The 18,502-nt window shown below is 49.8% G+C and carries 15 protein-coding genes and 1 pseudogene; 15 read left to right on the top strand and 1 reads right to left on the bottom strand.

Annotated features, from left to right (window positions below):
- Nucleotides 1–3: 3 nt before the first annotated feature.
- On the bottom strand, nucleotides 4–1,287 hold the full coding sequence (locus ON064_RS10865) for a glucose-6-phosphate isomerase (protein ID WP_274624778.1): 1,284 nt from the start codon (nucleotides 1,285–1,287) through the stop codon (nucleotides 4–6).
- Between the two features lie 274 nt (nucleotides 1,288–1,561).
- On the opposite strand from ON064_RS10865, the gene ON064_RS10870 reads away from it, so the two are divergent.
- From ON064_RS10870 to ON064_RS10940, 15 genes and pseudogenes are all read left to right on the top strand, one after another.
- Nucleotides 1,562–3,583, top strand: a complete 2,022-nt coding sequence (locus ON064_RS10870; RefSeq protein WP_274624779.1) for a penicillin-binding transpeptidase domain-containing protein — start codon at nucleotides 1,562–1,564, stop codon at nucleotides 3,581–3,583.
- Between the two features lie 143 nt (nucleotides 3,584–3,726).
- Nucleotides 3,727–5,364, top strand: coding sequence for an alpha-glucosidase (locus ON064_RS10875; RefSeq protein WP_274624780.1), 1,638 nt, complete (start codon nucleotides 3,727–3,729; stop codon nucleotides 5,362–5,364).
- Between the two features lie 216 nt (nucleotides 5,365–5,580).
- The gene (locus tag ON064_RS10880) at nucleotides 5,581–6,828 is read left to right on the top strand and encodes a S8 family peptidase (protein WP_274624781.1); all 1,248 of its coding nucleotides are present in this window, start codon (nucleotides 5,581–5,583) and stop codon (nucleotides 6,826–6,828) included.
- Nucleotides 6,829–6,917: 89 nt separating this feature from the next.
- Nucleotides 6,918–7,259: a helix-turn-helix domain-containing protein gene (locus ON064_RS10885; protein ID WP_274624782.1), complete on the top strand. Its 342-nt coding sequence runs from the start codon at nucleotides 6,918–6,920 to the stop codon at nucleotides 7,257–7,259.
- Complete coding sequence (locus ON064_RS10890) at nucleotides 7,163–8,131, top strand: XRE family transcriptional regulator (RefSeq protein WP_274624791.1); 969 nt, start codon at nucleotides 7,163–7,165, stop codon at nucleotides 8,129–8,131. The genes ON064_RS10885 and ON064_RS10890 overlap by 97 nt, the downstream gene beginning before the upstream one ends.
- Before the next feature lie 2 nt (nucleotides 8,132–8,133).
- The gene (locus ON064_RS10895) at nucleotides 8,134–8,277 is read left to right on the top strand and encodes a hypothetical protein (protein ID WP_274624783.1); all 144 of its coding nucleotides are present in this window, start codon (nucleotides 8,134–8,136) and stop codon (nucleotides 8,275–8,277) included.
- A 102-nt stretch (nucleotides 8,278–8,379) separates the two neighbouring features.
- Nucleotides 8,380–9,045: a GNAT family N-acetyltransferase gene (locus tag ON064_RS10900; protein ID WP_274624784.1), complete on the top strand. Its 666-nt coding sequence runs from the start codon at nucleotides 8,380–8,382 to the stop codon at nucleotides 9,043–9,045.
- An 87-nt stretch (nucleotides 9,046–9,132) separates the two neighbouring features.
- A pseudogene (locus ON064_RS10905) lies at nucleotides 9,133–9,441 on the top strand (PucR family transcriptional regulator ligand-binding domain-containing protein); the annotation flags it as partial.
- Nucleotides 9,442–10,064: 623 nt separating this feature from the next.
- Nucleotides 10,065–10,895: a PucR family transcriptional regulator gene (locus ON064_RS10910; protein WP_274624785.1), complete on the top strand. Its 831-nt coding sequence runs from the start codon at nucleotides 10,065–10,067 to the stop codon at nucleotides 10,893–10,895.
- A 179-nt stretch (nucleotides 10,896–11,074) separates the two neighbouring features.
- On the top strand, nucleotides 11,075–12,271 hold the full coding sequence (locus tag ON064_RS10915) for a M24 family metallopeptidase (RefSeq protein ID WP_274624786.1): 1,197 nt from the start codon (nucleotides 11,075–11,077) through the stop codon (nucleotides 12,269–12,271).
- 56 nt (nucleotides 12,272–12,327) lie between these two features.
- Nucleotides 12,328–13,527: a cystathionine gamma-synthase family protein gene (locus tag ON064_RS10920; RefSeq protein WP_121300605.1), complete on the top strand. Its 1,200-nt coding sequence runs from the start codon at nucleotides 12,328–12,330 to the stop codon at nucleotides 13,525–13,527.
- A gap of 20 nt (nucleotides 13,528–13,547) precedes the next feature.
- Entirely contained in the window at nucleotides 13,548–14,741 is a 1,194-nt protein-coding gene (locus ON064_RS10925; protein WP_274624787.1) for a M20 metallopeptidase family protein, read from the top strand.
- A 4-nt stretch (nucleotides 14,742–14,745) separates the two neighbouring features.
- A complete protein-coding gene (locus ON064_RS10930; RefSeq protein ID WP_274624788.1) occupies nucleotides 14,746–15,825 on the top strand; it encodes a homoserine dehydrogenase in 1,080 nt (359 codons plus the stop codon).
- Between the two features lie 15 nt (nucleotides 15,826–15,840).
- The gene (locus tag ON064_RS10935) at nucleotides 15,841–17,277 is read left to right on the top strand and encodes an aldehyde dehydrogenase family protein (protein ID WP_274624789.1); all 1,437 of its coding nucleotides are present in this window, start codon (nucleotides 15,841–15,843) and stop codon (nucleotides 17,275–17,277) included.
- A 336-nt stretch (nucleotides 17,278–17,613) separates the two neighbouring features.
- The coding region (locus tag ON064_RS10940; protein ID WP_274624790.1) for a dihydroxy-acid dehydratase domain-containing protein at nucleotides 17,614–18,502 on the top strand (889 nt) is incomplete at its 3' end.

The raw sequence follows: 18,502 nt of genomic DNA on the forward strand, positions 1-18,502 counted from the left end.
TTTTTAGAATCCTGGTTTTTTCAACAGCTTGAAGATATTGTTCTTATATTCTTCGACGCCCGGTTGGTCGAACGGGTTGATGCCAAGAAGATAAGCGCTATACGCGCAGCTCAGCATGTAGAAATACAGCAAATGGCCGATTTGGGATTCGTCAATACGGTCCACGGTCAAGCTCAATTGCGGAACACCGCCGGACAAATGGGCGTTCGATGTGCCTTTATGTGCAATATGGTTGAATTCTTGCAAGGACAAGCCGGCAATGTAATTCAATTCGTCGCCGTCTTCAGGTGTTTCGAAAATCTCCAGATCTTCCTGTGCTTCTTTTACCAGCAGGAAGGTTTCGAACAAGTTGCGCTGCCCGTCTTGGATGAATTGGCCAAGTGAGTGCAAGTCCGTCGTGAAGACGACCGATGCCGGGAAGATGCCTTTTCCTTCTTTCCCTTCGCTTTCGCCGAATAATTGTTTCCACCATTCCTGGACGAACGACAGCTTCGGCTCGAAGATGGCGTTCACTTCTGTCGTATAGCCTTGGACATACAGGTGATGGCGGATCGCCGCGTATTGCATTGCGGGGTTATGGTCAGGGCCAGCATCCCGGTAAGTTGTTTCCGCTTCTTTTGCACCGTCCAACAGCTTGCGGATTGAATGCCCAGCAGCGGCAATCGGCAACAGCCCAACTGCCGTAAAGACGGAGTAGCGCCCACCGACATCATCCGGCACGATAAAGCGTTCATAGCCTTTTGTTTCCGCTAATTGGCGAAGTGCTCCTTTTTCAGCATCGGTCGTCACGATGATGCGTTCGGCCGCTCCGTCGCCATAGCGTTTTTCCATATAATCGCGCAGGAAACGGAACGCGATGGCCGGCTCTGTCGTTTTGCCGGATTTCGAGATAACGTTGACGACGACTTCCTTGCCTTCTAGGTGTTCAAGCAATTGCTTCAAGTATTCACCACTTACTTGATGGCCCGCAAACAGCACTTCCAATTGCTCGTCTTTCGGGAAATAAGGCGACAGTGCAGAAAGGACGGCTTTTGATCCTAGATAGGAACCGCCGATTCCGATGACGACCAAAACGTCAGCCTTTTCGCGGATCGCTTTGGCAGTATCTTCGATTTTTGCCAGGAAATCCTCCGGCAATGACGATGGCCAGTCAAGCCAGCCGAGGAAATCGGAGCCAGCTCCTTTTTTCGCATACAGATTCTCCTGGATTTGCTGCAAACGTGTTTTCATTTTGAGATCTACTGCAGACTCGATCGCTTGTGAATATGTTAAGTTGATCATAAGCATCCTCCTATTCTATGATTACTGATTTTACCATAGTGGAGGAAATGAAAGCATATCCAGCAAGAAAAACTGAAAAGCTTTGAAACTGAGCGAATCGGGTTTGCTTCGGTGCCACTTATTGGTAAAATAAAAAGAAACTTCAATTAGCTTGGGTGTTTCACGCAGTTAATGAAGTCGGACTGGCTATTTTTTTGCGTCCTATTAATTTTCCGCTTTATTGAGGGGGATTTGGGGCAATGCAAGAGCGTTAGCTAGAAAGCTACAGGAGGTCATCGAAATGAAACGATACATAGCAATAGCAGCGGGTGCAGGGGTACTCGCCATGGCAGGATGCCAACCGCAGCCGACACCGGAAGACAGGTTGGATGAATACGTCGGCCATTGGAATGAGCAGGAGTTCACTGCGATGTATGAAGACTATTTGACGCAAGGATCGAAAGAAGCGTTTCCCCAAGAAGCGTTCGATGAGCGGCAGCAGCAATTGATTGAAGACCTCGGCATCGAAAACCTTGAAGTCAGCTATACCTCCGCTCAGGAAGATGCGGAATGGGACGAAGCGGAGCCGGCAGAGTTCCCGCTTACTATCACGATGGAGACGCTTGCCGGCCCAGTTGAATTCGACCAAACGGTTTCTTTGATCCACGAAGAGCAGGAAAGTGGAGAGAACTGGTTTGTCGAATGGGACCCGTCTTTGATCTTCAAGGATCTTGAAGAAGGCGATGAAGTCGCAGTGCGGACTGAAGCCGCTGAGCGCGGAGAGATTGTGGACCGTGAAGGGCGCGGCTTGGCTATCAATGGCACCGGCTATAATCTTGGCGTGGTGCCGGACCGGCTGGAAGGAGACAGCGATATCGCGAAGGCTGCTGAACTTCTTGGATTGACGGTGGAGTCGATTGAAGAAAGCCTGAATCAAAGCTGGGTTCAGCCAGATCAATTCGTGCCGTTGACGAAAGCGTCGAAATCGGCGGAACAATTAATCGCTGACGTGGAAGCGAGCGATGTCGTCACTTATCAGGAAACGGCGATGCGCGAATATCCGTACGGCGAAGCATTCGGCCACTTGACCGGCTATATCGGCTCGATTACGGCAGAGCAATTGGAAGAATTAAAAGGCCAAGGCTACGGGGCGAATGACTTGATCGGCCGCCAAGGCCTTGAACGCCGTCTCGAAGAACAGCTGCGCGGCGACAGCGGTGCACGCATCCTGATCCAAAAACAGGCGGAAGGGGCGGAAGATATCGTCCTCGCTGAACAGGAGCCGACAGCAGGAGAAGACGTCGAATTGACCATCGACGCTGAATTGCAGACGGCCGTCTACGATTCGATGCAAGGGGAACCGGGAAGCGCTGCTGCGGTATCGCCTGAAAACGGCGAAACTTTGGCGCTCATCAGCTCTCCTGGCTTTGACCCGAATGAATTCATTGCAGGCATCAGTGGAGAGCGCTATGCGGAATTGTCGGAAGATCCATTGAATCCGCTGTTCACGCGTTTTGCCGCAAGTTATGCCCCTGGGTCGACCATTAAACCGGTGACCGCGGCCATCGGCATGGAAGCAGGAACGCTCGATCCGCAGCAAGGGCTCGAGATCAACGGGCAGACTTGGCAAAAAGACAGCTCATGGGGATCGTACCGGGTATCACGCCTGCATCCGGAAGCACCAAATCCGATTGATTTAAATCGTGCACTCGTTTACTCGGACAATATTTATTTCGCAAGACAGGCGCTTGAGATGGGGACGGAAACATTTATCGACGGCCTGACTGCCTATGGCTTCGGGGAGGAATTGCCGTTCGCCATCGAGTTGGAGAGTTCACAGATTTCCAATGATGGCACTCTCGGATCCGAAGGGCAACTCGCGGACACGTCGTTCGGCCAAGGGCAGATGCTCGCCAATATCCTGCATCTCGCTTCGGCTTACGAGCCGTTCTTGAACGGCGGCATCATCTATGAGCCGACGCTTTATACCAGCGAAGAAGCTGGACAAGTATGGAAAGAAGGCTTGATCAGTGAAGGCAATGCGGCTGTGCTTCAAGAAAACCTCCGCAATGTCGTCACGGACGGCTATGCCAAATCGGCAGATATTGACGCTGTTCCGATTGCCGGAAAAACCGGCACAGCTGAATTGAAAGGTGCTCTCGGTGAAGATGGGCAAGAGAACGGCTTCTTTGTTTCCTATCACGCTGAACAGCAGGACTTCATTTTGGCGATGATGATCGAATCGATTGAAGACGATGGCGGCAGCGATTACGTCGCAGGATTTTCGGCTAATGCCATGGAACAGTATTACTTGAATAATTGACCGACACCGTCCGCATGCCGCGGGCGGTTTTTATTACGCAGGCAAAGAGGAGTTTCGTAGGAAAAGGCGTATAGTATATAAAAAATAACGGCTGCCAGCAGTTAATATGAGCACATCAATTCCGCAGCAGCAGGAAGAGGGGGATGAGCTTGAAAAAAACGTGGTGGAAAGAAGCGGTAGTCTATCAAATTTACCCGCGCAGTTTTTTCGATACGAACGGTGACGGGTTGGGGGACCTGAACGGCATCCGGGCACAGCTCGATTATCTGCAGGAACTCGGTGTCGACATGATTTGGCTGTGCCCCGTCTATAAATCGCCAAATGTCGATAACGGGTACGACGTCAGCGATTATCAGGCGATCATGGATGAAATGGGGACGATGGATGATTTTGACCGTTTGCTTGAGGACATCCATTCCCGCGGCATGAAAATCATGATGGATCTGGTATTGAATCATACAAGCGACCAGCATCCGTGGTTTCTGGAATCAAAATCATCGCGTGACAGCCCGAAACGCGATTGGTATGTCTGGCGCGATAAGCCGACCAATTGGGAAAGCATATTCGGCGGGCCGGCATGGACATACGACCCGAAAACTAGGCAATATTATTTCCATTTGTTTTCCAAGAGTCAAGTTGACTTGAATTGGGAAAATCCGGAATTGCGGCGTGCGATTTACGATATGATCCTTTGGTGGCTCGATAAGGGAATTGACGGTTTCCGCGTAGACGCCATCAATCATTTAAAAAAAGATTATACAGACATGCCGAATCCGGATGGGTTGAATTATGTGCCGGCCTGGCCAAAAATGACGAATGTCAAAGGGATACAGGATTTACTGGCGGAATTGCGGCGCGAGACTTTTGCCAAATACGATGTAGTGACTGTCGGCGAAGCGAATAGCGTACGTTCACATGAAATCGGCGACTGGATCAGCGAAGCGGAAGGGAAATTCAATATGATCTTCCACTTAGAAGCGCATGAAGAGGCGTGGGATGAAGAAACAGAAGGGGGCGTCGATGTCGACGATTTGCGGGTGGTGCTCGACCGCTGGCAGCGCAGTGCGCAAGGAATCGCTTGGAATTCCTTGTATCTGGAAAACCACGATCGCCCGCGCACTGTTTCAACCTGGGGCAATGACCGGGAGCATTGGCGGGAAAGTGCGACTGCGCTCGGCTGTATGTATTTTTTCATGCAGGGAACGCCGTTCATTTACCAAGGGCAGGAAATCGGCATGACCAATGCACCGTTCGACGATATCGATATGTACCGGGATATCGAGACGAAGAATATGTATCGCTACAATCGCCAAAAAGGCATCGCACACGAAGAATTGATGAAGACCATCAAAAAAATAAGCCGTGACCACGCAAGGACCCCGATGCAATGGAACTTCGGTGCAAATGCCGGCTTTACAGGAGGCAACCCATGGATTCCGTTAAATCCGAATTTCAATTGGCTTAATGTAAAAGCGCAGCAGCAAGATCCCCAATCGGTCCTGTCTTTCTATAAGAAGATGCTGCAACTGCGAAAAGAGCATAAAGCTTTAGTTTACGGAAGCACACATTTGTCGTTTTTGGAATGTCCGTATGTTTATGCCTACACACGAGAATACGGGGAAGAACGCTATTTGGTCATTTCGCATCTAGATGATGATACATGTTCCTGGTGGAACCCGGTTGATGGTGACTTGCTATTGTCGAATTACGACAGCCATCTAGACAACAAGCTGCAGCCGTATGAAGCACGTGTCTATTTATTGAATCAAAAGCCGCTGTGAGCGGCTTTTTTTATTATCTTCATTTAAAGGAATATAGTTGTGGGTATAAAGTTTCGTTTTGGTTAAAATGGACTTTCTTTGGCAAGGATTTTCCCAATTACACAATCCCTTGTTCTCTGCTAGATTTAAAGCATGGCAATAACCGCAGGACAACAGGCGGGACGCCGCTTGCTGCACAGGGCCATGCAAATCTATTCGGAAAAGGGGATTCGAAAGATGAAAAAATCGGCAAAATTCATTACGACAGCTATGCTGGCTGCGACAATGCTCGTACCGGCAATGGGGGTTTCAGCCAATGAAGCTCCGAACGAAAATGAGAAGATCCGCGTGCTCGTCGACATGCCAGGAAAAAGTGACCTGAAAAAGGCAAAAGATCAATATGGCGTACACTGGGACTTCAATAGCGAAGGCTTCACCACCGATATGACGGAAAAGCAATACGAAGCGTTGAAGAAAAACAAAAATGTAACCATTGAAAAAGTTCCTGAATATACAGTAGAAACGACAACACTTGAACCGCAAGCGCGCTATCAAGCGATGGCTGCATCCCAGTCCACTCCTTGGGGCATCAAAGCAGTTTATAACAATAGTTCCATTACGACAACAAGCGGCGGTTCAGGCGTCAACATCGCAGTGCTGGACACTGGCGTCAACACAAGCCACCCAGACCTTGCTGCAAACGTCGAGCAATGTAAAGACTTTACAGTCGGAACAAGCATCCGCAACGGTTCTTGCACAGATCGTCAAGGACATGGCACGCACGTAGCCGGATCGGCATTGGCGAACGGCAACGGCGGCTTGTACGGTGTAGCACCGCAAGCGGATCTTTGGGGCTATAAAGTGCTTGGCGATGACGGATCGGGTTCTGCCGATAATATTGCAAAAGCAATCCGTCACGTAGCTGACCAGGCTACAGCTTTGAACCAGAAAACTGTCATCAATATGTCTCTTGGATCTGCAGCAGAAAGCAGCTTGATCACGAATGCGGTCAACTACGCATACGGTAAAGGGGTTCTGGTCATTGCAGCAGCAGGCAACGAAGGCCCGTATCAAGGATCGATCGGCTTCCCGGGTGCATTGCAAAATGCCGTAGCGGTCGCAGCTCTTGAGAACGTACAGCAAAATGGCACATACCGCGTAGCGGATTTCTCATCACGCGGATACAGCCAATACGCTGGCGATTATTCCATCGGGAAATATGATGTAGAAGTATCAGCGCCAGGCGCAAGCATTTACTCTGCTTGGTATGACGGAGGCTATGCAACAATCAGCGGAACATCGATGGCATCTCCTCATGCAGCCGGCCTTGCAGCTAAAATCTGGGCAGCAAACCCATCTGCAACGCACACACAAGTTCGCAGCGACCTTCAAAACCGCGCAGCGAACAACGACATTCTATCCGGCTATTATGCAGGATCTGGAGACGACTCCGCTTCTGGATTCGGATTCTACCGCCTGCCATAAGAGCTAGACTGAAGACAAGCCCGGCCGTAACAGCCAGGCTTGTTTTTTTGTGTTAATATTTATATATTCTGACAAAGAAAGGTGAGTTTATGAACATCGGTTCTGTGATTAAATATTATCGGCTCAAGCATAACCTCACACAGTCACAGCTTGCTGATGGCATATGTTCCGTATCGCATTTGAGCAAAATTGAATCCAACACCTATACGCCTCATGAAGAAACTTATGAAGCACTGCTTTCCAAGATGGGCGTGCAGTTGAAAAAAGAACTGGAGCACCAGAAGCGTCTTTTATCGATTGCTCGCTTTACTATGACCTTACCACCATGGAGGACATGTATGGGGAGTTGTTCCAAGTTGATAATTATGTCCAATCGACAGCGCTCGTCAATCAATATGAATTATACAAATTCCGTTATTATTTACATGTGAAACAATATGAAAAAGCCAATGAGCAACAGAGGTTGCTTGATAAGCTAAAGTCTTCTTTTACAGCTCCTGAATTATGGATGAGCCAATTCTTTAAGGCTATTCAATTCAGTTCTCTTGGTCAGTATAAAGAAGCGATGGCCCTCATGGATGAACTGGATCATGGATTTCATAGCATTCCCCAGAAGCTTGAAGGTGAATTCTACTATCAAAAATCCCGCATTTTATTATTATTTGACCGTTTAGCGCTCTCTGCCTATTATGCGGAGCTGGCCGTGCGCGCATATGAAAAGGACCACAATTATATTCGCCTTTTGCACGCACAGTTATTATTGGCGATTAATTACACGAGACGAAATTTAGTTACCCAAGCGATAAATTTATATGAAGTAATTAAACGCAATGCCAAATTGACTCATCAGAAAGAGCTTTATCAGACGGTCCTTTACAATTACGCTGAGCTTTTGCAAGAGGAGAAGCAAAATGAACAAGCGATAGAGTTGTTCGAGGAGCTAAAAAAAGCACTAGAGCGAGGAAGTTACCTGTATAAAGCGGTGGTGGTCAATTTATTGGAGATTAAAGTTATAGGCGAGAAGGAGAAAGCTGAATTGATTGCCCAATTGCGCATGCCAGGGACTTCCAAAGAGAGGGACTACTTCAATATTTACAGCGATTACTTTGAAAAACAGGAATTTTCCCAACAAGACCTTTTGAACTATAAAGAAGATAAAATGTTTCCATTTTTCAAAAAATATGGTTACATTAAAGACACCAGGCAGTTGTCTCAAAACCTTGCTGCTTATTACAAAGCGCAAGAAGAATGGGAAAAAGCTTATTATTATCAAAATCAATTTTTGGAAAATGGTGGTGAATAGACATGCAAAAAAAGAAAATATTAGCAGGCTTAGCGTTGGCATTGATTCTTGCCGTATCGACAGGATTGCCGCAATCAGTCGCAATTTCAGAAACAGCTGATGGAGCCGTTACAATTAATGGGCCGCAAGTATTGCCTCCTCTATAGTAAAAGAAAGAAAAACCTGCCAATTCGGCAGGCTTTTCTTTTGGGCAAATTTCGGGCCGATAAGCCATAGAACAATTTTTAATCATAGAAGGCGGCGATACAATGTATAAAAAGCAGCAATACGTTTTCAAGGAAGGGCGCCCGATTTTGGCAACTATCAGGACCTACACCAAAGAAGACTTTTCAGGATTGATCGAAGTCCAGCGTGAAAGTTTCCCGCCGCCGTTCCCGCCCGATTTGTTATGGAACGAGCGACAACTTGGAAACCATATCGCCTTTTATCCTGAAGGCGCAATCTGTGTAGAGATCGATGGCGAAATTGCAGGTTCCATGACAGGGATGCTCACGAAATTCGATCCTGAGCGTCCTTTACATACATGGGAACAAGTGACTGATTCGGGATCGATCGGAACGCATGACCCAGACGGTGAATCACTGTATGTTATCGACATCGGCATCAAGCCGAAATTTCGCAAACTAAAACTTGGCAAGTTATTGATGGAAGCGATGTATGAGCGGGTCGTTGCGGACGGGCTCGAGCGTCTCATCGGCGGCGGGCGCATGCCAGGGTATCATCGTTACGCGCACGAACTGTCCGCTGAACAATACATAGAAAATGTGCTGGCGGGTGAGCTGAGGGATCCAGTCATCAGCTTCTTGCTCAGTTGCGGCCGCATGCCGGTGACCCTAGTTCCGGGATATTTAGATGATGAAGAGTCCCATGATTATGCTTTATTGATGGAATGGAAAAATCCTTTTCATCTATAATTTGTTCTGATTATTCGGACACTTACTTTTTCGGAAGGTTTGTTTTTGCTATACTGGCAGAAACCAATGTAGCGCGGAGGGGATTATATGCAACTGACCGTGCAAGATGTCTTGGATTATGAATTGTTGGAAGGGGCGGTCGTCCGTACAGCCAAAGAATATGCACATGCGCAGCCTGTGCACTGGGTGTCGGTCATGGAAATGCCGGTGGAGAATTTCGTACGCCGCAATGAGCTGGTATTGACGACTGCGATGGGATGTAAAAATGAGTTGGAGACATTTCGCGGATTTGTCCAGGACATCATCGATTCTGGGGCAGCCGCCCTTATGATCGCGATGGGGCGGCACGTTTTTGAAATTCCCAAAGAGATTGCAGAAATGGCCGAAGAGCAGGCATTCCTGCTCATTGAACTGCCGTGGGAGCTGCGCTTCTCAACGGTCATCGAAGAAGTGATGATCGATTTGAACGATCTGCATCGTCAAGAGCGGCAACGTTCGGAACAAGTGCAGCAGGATTTATTGAAATTGATTCTGGCGGATGCGGAATTGGAGAAAATCGCTGCCTATATCCGCCGCGAGCTCGACAGTGCGCTGCTCATTACGGATGCACACGGGGCAGTGCAAGCAGCTGCCGGTTTTTCGCGTACCAAATTGGAAGCGTGGGAACAGCAGGTCGGCAAAGGGATTTTCCCGATTCGCCAGGAAACTCCGAAAGGAAACCGCGACCCGATGATCCAGAAATTCCGCAGCGGAGAAATGGGCGGGCGAAAAATCGTCCAAGTACCGGTGCTTCAAGTATCTGAGGAAGCTCAGGGCTATATATTCGTCGAACTGCCGGAAAATGCAGGGGATGGGCGTCTCGATGTCTTTTCGGTTCATGTGCTGGAACATGCCGCAACGACGATTTCCTTATGGCGTTCTAGGCAAAACGCAGTGGAAGAGACAAAAGCGGCACTTCGGATGGATTTCGTCCGCGAGTTGGCAAATGGGGAGTTTACGACCAAAGAGCAGGCGGCCGGATGGATTTCGTCCGCGAGTTGGCAAATGGGGAGTTTACGACCAAAGAGCAGGCGGCTTCCCGGGCGCGTGCACTCGGCTATGACCTGGAGCTTCCATACATTGGCCTGGCCGGAAGCCCAGAGAATTTCCGTGAATTATTCGAACGCCGAGAACCCGACCGCAGTTCGTATACAGAGTGGTCGAAAAGCATGGTTGCTTATATTGAAGAAGAAATCCACTACGCAGCGCATGCTATGAAACGCACACTGATGACAGGTTATGCCGACGGATATTTGATTATCTTCCTGGAAAAGCCGCATGAAAGCGGGCAGGAAAATCAAATTAATTTCCTCGATTTGATTGAACGGCGGCTGGGGAATTTATTGCCGGAAGTCGTTTTGTCTTGGGGCATAGGCGATCATGCGGAAGGATTCAAAGGGTTCAGCAGCAGTTTCCAGCATGCGAAAGCGGCACTTGAGATCGGTCGCATGAAAAAAGGGCCGGGACATCGCATGGATTACCGCGATACCCGTGCGGATCGCCTGCTCTTGCAATTGGCGAAAACGGAAGGAATGAAAGACATCATCCTGTCGACGATCCAGCCGCTCGTCGAGTATGACCAGCAGCGGCAAATGGACCTGATCGGCACTTTCTCTGCCTATAACCATTACCAAGGAAATGTCAGCCAAACGGCGCGCGCCTTGAATTTGCATCGTCAATCGCTGCTTTACCGTTTGCGTAAAATCGAGTCATTGACCGGCTTATCACTTGTCGACCCAGACGATTTGTTTCTATTGGAATTATGCGTCCGCACCTATCGCATCCGTGCCACTGAATCGAATGATGCTTGAATGAAAGCCTTCTAAGTCAAGAAGGCTTTTTTTGTGTGGAAAAATTGACTAAAGTGCTGCACGCATTTTCATACACTATGACGGATGCATTAAAAGAAGCCTGGCAGGTATACTGAGCACAAGAATAAAAGATTGACTATTCCGACTTTTAAAACGTGAACTTAAGGAGGGGATTCCCCATGTCGTTTGGAACTGCAGAGTATCAGGGGCGTATCAGAAAAACGAAACAGCGGATGGCAGACAAAGGTATTGAAGTGCTGCTCATCACCGATCCTGCCAATATGAATTATTTATCTGGATATGATGCCTGGTCGTTCTATGTTCACCAGATGCTCATTGTCATTGAAGACGAAGATCAGCCAATATGGGTTGGCCGCATTATGGATGCAAATGGAGCGAAGATCACTACTTGGCTTTATCACGACAACATCATTGCTTATCCGGAAATCTATGTCCAAACGGAATTGCGCCACCCGATGGATTTCGTAGCGGAAATCTTGACGCAAATCGGCCAGGACCGGCGTTCGATTGGCGTTGAAATGGATAGTTATTACTTTACCGCGAAATGTTTTGCCAGCCTGCAAAAAGGGCTGCCGAATGCCCGTTTTCACGATGCCACCTCCTTAGTCAATTGGGTAAGATTAGTGAAATCCGATACTGAAATCGTCTACATGAAACGTGCGGCACGTTTTTCAGAAAAAGCGATGGCAGCAGGCATGGAAATGATTGGGGAAGGTGTCCGTGAATGCGACGTCGCGGCGAGGATACTTGAAGTGCAAGTGAGCGGCACGAAAGAACACGGCGGTGATTATCCATCGATCATGCCGCTTTTGCCGACGGGTGAACGGACAGCAGCTCCCCACCTCACGTGGACCGACAAGCGCTATAAACAAGGAGAATCGGTCACGCTGGAGTTGTCGGGCTGTTATAAACGTTATCATTCGCCGCTGGCACGCACCGTGTTTATCGGGACGCCCGATGCAGAACTGCAGCATCTTGCTGATGTGACGACAGAAGGAATCAATGAATGCCTTGCAATGATCAAGCCGGGCATTTATTTAGAAGAAGTGTGTGCAACGTGGACAAAAACGATCGCTCGCTATGGCTTCGAAAAAGAAGCGCGCATCGGCTATCCCGTAGGATTGAATTATCCGCCGGACTGGGGCGAACATACCGCAAGCATCCGCATGGGCGACCGCACCATACTCGAGCCGAACATGGCCTTCCATATGATTCCGGCGATGTGGTTCGATGATTCCGGTTTTGAAGTGAGCGAAACTTTCCGCGTGACGGAATCGGGCTGTGAAACGCTGGCGAATATGCCGAGGGGCTTGTTCACGAAAGGTCATTTAATCGGCTATCAGGGCGGCGCCTGATCGATTGAAAAAAACAACATTGCCTAGAAGGCATTCAAAAATTGAGGAGTGAGTTCATGACAAACAAAAAAATCCATCAATCCACACAAGCAGTCTGGGGCGGAGAAAAAGATTATTTGGCACACGGGGCATCGCAAGTGCCGGTCGTCTTGAGCGTCGCCTATACGTATGACGATATGGACGATTGGTACGACGTTGCGATCGGCAAGAAAAAAGGCCATATTTATGGGCGCAATACGAACCCGACCGTTCAGGCTTTCGAAGACAAAGTGAAATTGCTCGAAGGCGCTGAAGCAGCGACGAGCTTTTCGACCGGTATGGCGGCCATCAGCAATACACTTGCGACTTTCCTCGTGCCTGGCGACCGCATCGTCTCGATCAAGGATACTTACGGCGGCACGAATAAAATTTTCACGGAATTCCTGCCGCGCCAGCAGATTGACGTCGCGCTCGTCGATACCGGAGACCATGAGGCGATCGAAGCAGAGCTCAAAAAAGGCTGCAAGATCCTCTATTTGGAAACGCCGACCAACCCCACTGTCAAAATCACGGACATTGCACGCATGGCAAAAGCAGGTCACGAAGTAGGGGCGCTGGTCATTATCGACAACACATTCGGCACACCGATTAACCAGAATCCGCTTGAAGATGGCGTCGATCTCGTTCTCCACAGCGCTACTAAATTCCTCGGGGGGCATGCCGATGCACTCGGCGGCGTACTGGTCGGATCGCATGAACTTGTCGAACAGGTCTATCATTACCGCGAAATCAACGGCGCGACGATGGACCCGATGGCCGCTTACCTGCTACTGCGCGGCATGAAGACTTTGCATTTGCGCATCCGCGAACAAAGCAAGAACGCAATGGCACTAGCCAAATACTTACAGACGAAAGACATCGTCGAAGACGTCTTTTATCCAGGGCTCGAAACGCATCCGAACCATGATATCGCCAAACGCCAAATGAAAGGCTTTGGCGGCATGCTGAGCTTTTCCGTAAAAGGCGGAGTCGACACTGTGCGCGACTTGCTGCCGAAACTTCAATACGCGAACCGTGCCGCGAATTTAGGGGCGGTCGAGACCACTGTCGGCCCAGCGCGTACGACAAGCCATGTGGAATGCACACCGGAAGAACGCGCCGCTATGGGCATTCCGGAAGGCTTGATCCGCGTTTCTTGCGGCATCGAGGAAATCGAAGACATCATCAACGATTTTGAGCAGGCGTTCCAGCACGTCGAAACGGTGATGAACGTCTAATCGGAAAGCTGGTGAACAAGATGCAGGACAAAGATGAACTTCTGTATAAAGCGGAAAAGATGAACGAAAAGCTTAGCGAATGGCGTCGCACGCTGCATCAATTTCCGGAACTGAGCTTCCAGGAATTCGAGACGGCGGATTTTATCGCATCTGTTTTAGCGACGATCGACGGCATCACAGTCAATCGCGGGGTCGGCGTGCAGACGAGCGTGATCGCAACCCTCGGGAGCGGGCAGGAACCAATGATTGCGCTGCGCGCGGATATCGATGCCTTGCCGATTAATGAAACGAATACATGTGAGTATCGATCGAAAATCCCAGGGGTCATGCATGCTTGCGGACACGATGCGCATGCTGCCATCTTGCTTGGCGCGGTCTCGCTTCTCACGGATTACTTCCGGGATAAGCCATTAAGCGGAACGGTCAAATTCATTTTTCAGCCGGCAGAAGAAATGATTGACGACGAATCCATGTCAGGCTCACCGTATCTGCTGCAAGCGGGTGCTTACGACGAAGTGGAGCTGGCGATTGCTCTTCACATGTGCCCGTGGCTACCAGTCGGAGCAGTTCAAATGCATGACGGCATCAGCATGGCAAACGTCGACGTGTTTAACGGCACGATCCAGGGTACTGGCGGGCACGGTGCCTATCCAGAACTCGGCAGCGACCCGACTTGGATGCTCGGTCTCATTTTGCAGGCGCTGCACGGCATCGTACCGCGGAAAATATCCGCACTCGAACCCGCGGTCGTCAGTGTCGGGCAAATCCATGCAGGAACTGCCAGCAATATCATCCCGCACGAAGTTCAAGTGGAAGGCACTGTGCGCAGCTATTCAGCCAGCACACGCGATTTGCTTGAAACGGAAATCCGCGATGCATTCGCTCTCGCGAAACATCTGGGCGGCGATTATTCCTTCCATTACCAGCGGGGAGAGCCTGCGTTAATAAATGATCGGCATGTGAATGAACAGATCACAAAAGCTATCCAAAAAACGGATCCATCTATAAAGTTCATTCATCAGGCGTTCGGCATGGGAGGCGAAGACTTCGCTTATGTCACGCAGCAGTTGCCGGGGGCAATGTTTTTCCTCGGCTGTTCGCTGGATGACGGAATCGAGCGGGATTTGCATACGCCGCATTTCGATATCGATGAACGCAGTTTGCCGCTTGGCGCTGCCATTTTAGCGAACGCGGCAATCGAGTTTTTCACTTGAACGGGTGAGCAAGGAGAACAGGAGGGAAAGCATGACACATAAACTGGCATTTATCGGGTTCGGCGTCGTCGGCCAAGGGCTCGCTGAAATTCTGCACAATAAACGGCAAAGCCTGAAGGAACAGGAAAGTTTCGATGCGAAAGTCGTCGCGATATCTGATTTCAAGAAAGGCTCGTTGTACCATCCGGACGGGCTCGATCTCGAAACGGTCTTGGACGTTGTACAAAAGACCGGAAGTTTGGAAAACTATCCGAAAACAGAAGGGCTCGTCACAGGATGGAACAGCCTGGAGACAATCCGGCAATCGAATGCCGACACGGTGGTGGAAGTGTCCTATACCGACGTGAAAACCGGCCAGCCGGCAATCGACCATTGCCGCGCAGCTTTCCAAAGCGGCAAGAATGTCGTCATGACCAATAAAGGGCCAGTTGCGCTCGCGTACCAGGAACTATCATCTTTGGCAAATAAGCATAACGTCTCCTGGGGCTTTGAAGGTACGGTCATGAGTGGGACGCCTGCCCTGCGGATGCCTAAACTGGCACTTGCAGGAAATGACATCAGCGAGATTCGTGGCATCTTGAACGGCACGACCAATTTCATGCTCATGCGAATGGACGAAGGCGAAAGCTATGAATCTGCGCTCAAGGAAGCACAAAAGCTCGGCTATGCTGAAGCGGATCCGACGAGTGATGTCGAAGGCCTCGATGCACGCTATAAAATCGTCATCCTCACACAGCATGTCATGGGCATGCCTTTGTCAGTCGAAGACGTTGAATGCACGGGCATTTCGCAAATGACCCCGGAACTGATCGAGCAAGCACGCACGGAAGGGAAACGCTGGAAGCTGGTAGCCACAGCCAAAAAAGAAAACGGGGTGGTTTCAGCGAAAGTGGCAGCGGAAAAAGTGCCGCTGGATGACCCGCTCGCTTCCGTTTCAGGAGCGCTCAATGCCATCACTTATGAAACCGACCTATTGGGACCTGTCACCTTGAGCGGCGCAGGAGCCGGCAAAACGGAAACCGGCTTTTCCTTGCTTATCGACCTATTGACGATCGCAAAGGCAAGGGAAGCGGTACGGTTATGAAAGGAGGAGGAATAGATGGCGACACATGTTGAAGGCCGGAAAATGTTTCTGGCAGGTGAATGGGTAGACGGAAAACAATGGATCGACGTCACCGATCCTCAGGATGGATCTCTTGTTGACCGGGTGCCCGCCGCAACGAAAGAAGATATGGAAACGTGCATTGAGGCAGCTAAATCGGGCGCACAAGTTGCTGCACGGGTGCCGGTCGTTGAACGCATGCAAATTATCGGAAAAGCAGCGGATTATATCGAAACGAACGCAGAACATTATGCGCGCACCATCTCTAAAGAAAGCAGCAAAACCATTCGAGAAGCACGGAAAGAAGTGGGACGGGCAGTTGAAACTTTGCGCTTGAGTGCAGAAGAAGCGAGGCGCATCACCGGTGAGACGATTCCGTTCGACCAATCGCCCGGCGGAATCGGCAAAGTCGGCTATTACCGGCGCTTTCCGCTCGGCATCATCGGGGCAATCACGCCGTTCAACGACCCGCTGAATCTGGTGGCGCATAAAGTTGGCCCAGCGATTGCATCGGGCAATGCCATCATCGTCAAACCGGCAACTGTCACGCCGCTCAGCGCGCTGTTATTGGCGCAAGCCTTTTCACACGCGGGATTGCCGGAAAAAATCCTGTCTGTCATCACCGGGCGAGGCGGTGAAATAGGGGATGTCTTAGTCGAACATCCGGCTGTCCGGATGATCAGTTTTACCGGAGGCGTCGAGACTGGGCTTGCGATCACTAAAAAAGCAGGCTTGAAAAAAGTGGGCATGGAACTTGGCTCGAATTCGCCGGTCATCGTCCTGCAAGACGCTGATTTGGAAGACGCGGTGGCATCAAGCGTTTCCGGTGCGTTTTGGGCTGCTGGACAAAACTGCCTCGGCGTACAGCGGGTTTATATCGAAGATCCTGTATTCAATCTGTTTAAAGAACGATTCGTCGAGCAAACCGAACGCTATATCGTCGGCGATAAACAATCTGAAATGACGGATATGGGTCCGTTGATTACGGAAAAAGAAGCGCAGCGCGTCGACAGGCTGGTCCAAGAAGCATTGGATAAAGGTGCTACGCTCGAGACGGGCGGCGAGCGTGACGGCGCATTTTACTCGCCGACGGTACTCACCGATGTGCCTACAGATTGCACGCTCGCAGTAGAAGAAATCTTCGGCCCAGTCGTATTGCTCTATCGAGTAGCTGATTTAGATGAAGCGATTGAACGGGCAAATGCCGTCGATTATGGGCTGCAAGCGGGGATCTTTACGAAAAATCTCGACCATGCCCACCGTGCGATCGAGGAACTCGAAGTGGGCGGTGTCATGATCAACGACAGCAGCGATTTCCGGATCGATGCCATGCCGTTCGGCGGCGTTAAGCAATCGGGGCTCGGCAGGGAAGGCGTCAAATTCGCCATCCAGGAAATGACTGACACAAAAGTGGTCTGCTTTAAATTGGGATAGCTGAAGCACGAAGCGCATAGCGGGCAAGCTATGTGCTTTTTCATTGTTATAGCGCACTATGTAAATTTAGGCGTCGAATTAATCAATAATGGGCAGAAAAGCTTTTATACCATGTGAAAGCGTATACATATATAATATCTGTGACAAATTGTGAAATATTAATATTAATTATCGTTTTATTCGTTGAATTCTGAAAAATCTCCTCTATAATAAAGAGAAACTCAAATCAGCCAGGAAATCACTTCCTCGCTGCTAGCTAGTTGATCTAAGGGGCCGTTAATAGGTACCCTGTGAATCCATGGAGCAGATACATAGAAAAGAAAGGATAGGATACTTATGAAGAAGGATTTGCGCATCAAGAGTAAGGTTTTCAGCGAAGGGCCGATGAAAGCCCCGAACCGGGCAATGCTACGGGCGGTCGGAGTGACAGATGAAGGCTTTGAGCAGCCGATGGTCGGCATCGCGAGCACATGGAGTGAAGTCACGCCGTGTAATATACATATTGACGAACTGGCAAGAGCGGCAAAAAAAGGCGCTCAAGGAGCCGGGGCTGTCCCATTCATTTTCAATACGATCACCGTTTCCGACGGGATCTCGATGGGAACCGAAGGCATGAAATATTCGCTATCGAGCCGCGACGTCATTGCGGATTCCATTGAAACGGTCGTCGGTGCAGAAAGCTTGGACGGACTTGTCGCAATCGGTGGCTGTGATAAAAACATCCCTGGCTGTTTGATTGCCATCGCCAACTCCGAAGTGCCTGCAGTATTCGTTTATGGCGGCACCATAGCGGCAGGGCGCTATAATAGCCAGGATATCGACATCGTTTCCGTCTTTGAAGGTGTTGGCCAGCATAATAACGGCACCATCGACGACGCGGCGCTGCGTAAAATTGAATGCAGCGCATGCCCTGGTGCGGGTTCATGCGGAGGCATGTATACGGCGAACACGATGGCTTCTGCTGCTGAAGCGATGGGCATGAGCTTGCCGGGAAGTTCTTCAAACCCTGCAGTGTCTGAGTACAAGGAAGCGGACTGTGAAGCGGCGGGTGCTGCGGTGCATAATCTTCTGGAGCTTGGCATCTATCCGAAAGACATCATGACCAAAGAAGCGTTCGAAAACGCCATCACGGTCGTCATGGCGCTTGGCGGCTCAACCAATGCCATCCTTCACTTGCTTGCGATCGCGCACGCTGCGGAAGTGGATTTAACAATTGACGACTTCA

Source organism: Planococcus sp. A6 (genome assembly GCF_028823615.1).
In the GTDB taxonomy this organism is placed as follows: Bacteria; Bacillota; Bacilli; order Bacillales_A; family Planococcaceae; genus Planococcus.

What these genes read in the sequence shown, in the direction of transcription:
- ON064_RS10865 (WP_274624778.1), bottom strand. Translation starts at nt 1,287, where the DNA reads ATGCTTATGATCAACTTAACATATTCACAAGCGATCGAGTCTGCAGTA.
- ON064_RS10870 (WP_274624779.1), top strand. Translation starts at nt 1,562, where the DNA reads ATGAAACGATACATAGCAATAGCAGCGGGTGCAGGGGTACTCGCCATG.
- ON064_RS10875 (WP_274624780.1), top strand. Translation starts at nt 3,727, where the DNA reads ATGAGCTTGAAAAAAACGTGGTGGAAAGAAGCGGTAGTCTATCAAATT.
- ON064_RS10880 (WP_274624781.1), top strand. Translation starts at nt 5,581, where the DNA reads ATGAAAAAATCGGCAAAATTCATTACGACAGCTATGCTGGCTGCGACA.
- ON064_RS10885 (WP_274624782.1), top strand. Translation starts at nt 6,918, where the DNA reads ATGAACATCGGTTCTGTGATTAAATATTATCGGCTCAAGCATAACCTC.
- ON064_RS10890 (WP_274624791.1), top strand. Translation starts at nt 7,163, where the DNA reads ATGTATGGGGAGTTGTTCCAAGTTGATAATTATGTCCAATCGACAGCG.
- ON064_RS10895 (WP_274624783.1), top strand. Translation starts at nt 8,134, where the DNA reads ATGCAAAAAAAGAAAATATTAGCAGGCTTAGCGTTGGCATTGATTCTT.
- ON064_RS10900 (WP_274624784.1), top strand. Translation starts at nt 8,380, where the DNA reads ATGTATAAAAAGCAGCAATACGTTTTCAAGGAAGGGCGCCCGATTTTG.
- ON064_RS10910 (WP_274624785.1), top strand. Translation starts at nt 10,065, where the DNA reads ATGGATTTCGTCCGCGAGTTGGCAAATGGGGAGTTTACGACCAAAGAG.
- ON064_RS10915 (WP_274624786.1), top strand. Translation starts at nt 11,075, where the DNA reads ATGTCGTTTGGAACTGCAGAGTATCAGGGGCGTATCAGAAAAACGAAA.
- ON064_RS10920 (WP_121300605.1), top strand. Translation starts at nt 12,328, where the DNA reads ATGACAAACAAAAAAATCCATCAATCCACACAAGCAGTCTGGGGCGGA.
- ON064_RS10925 (WP_274624787.1), top strand. Translation starts at nt 13,548, where the DNA reads ATGCAGGACAAAGATGAACTTCTGTATAAAGCGGAAAAGATGAACGAA.
- ON064_RS10935 (WP_274624789.1), top strand. Translation starts at nt 15,841, where the DNA reads ATGGCGACACATGTTGAAGGCCGGAAAATGTTTCTGGCAGGTGAATGG.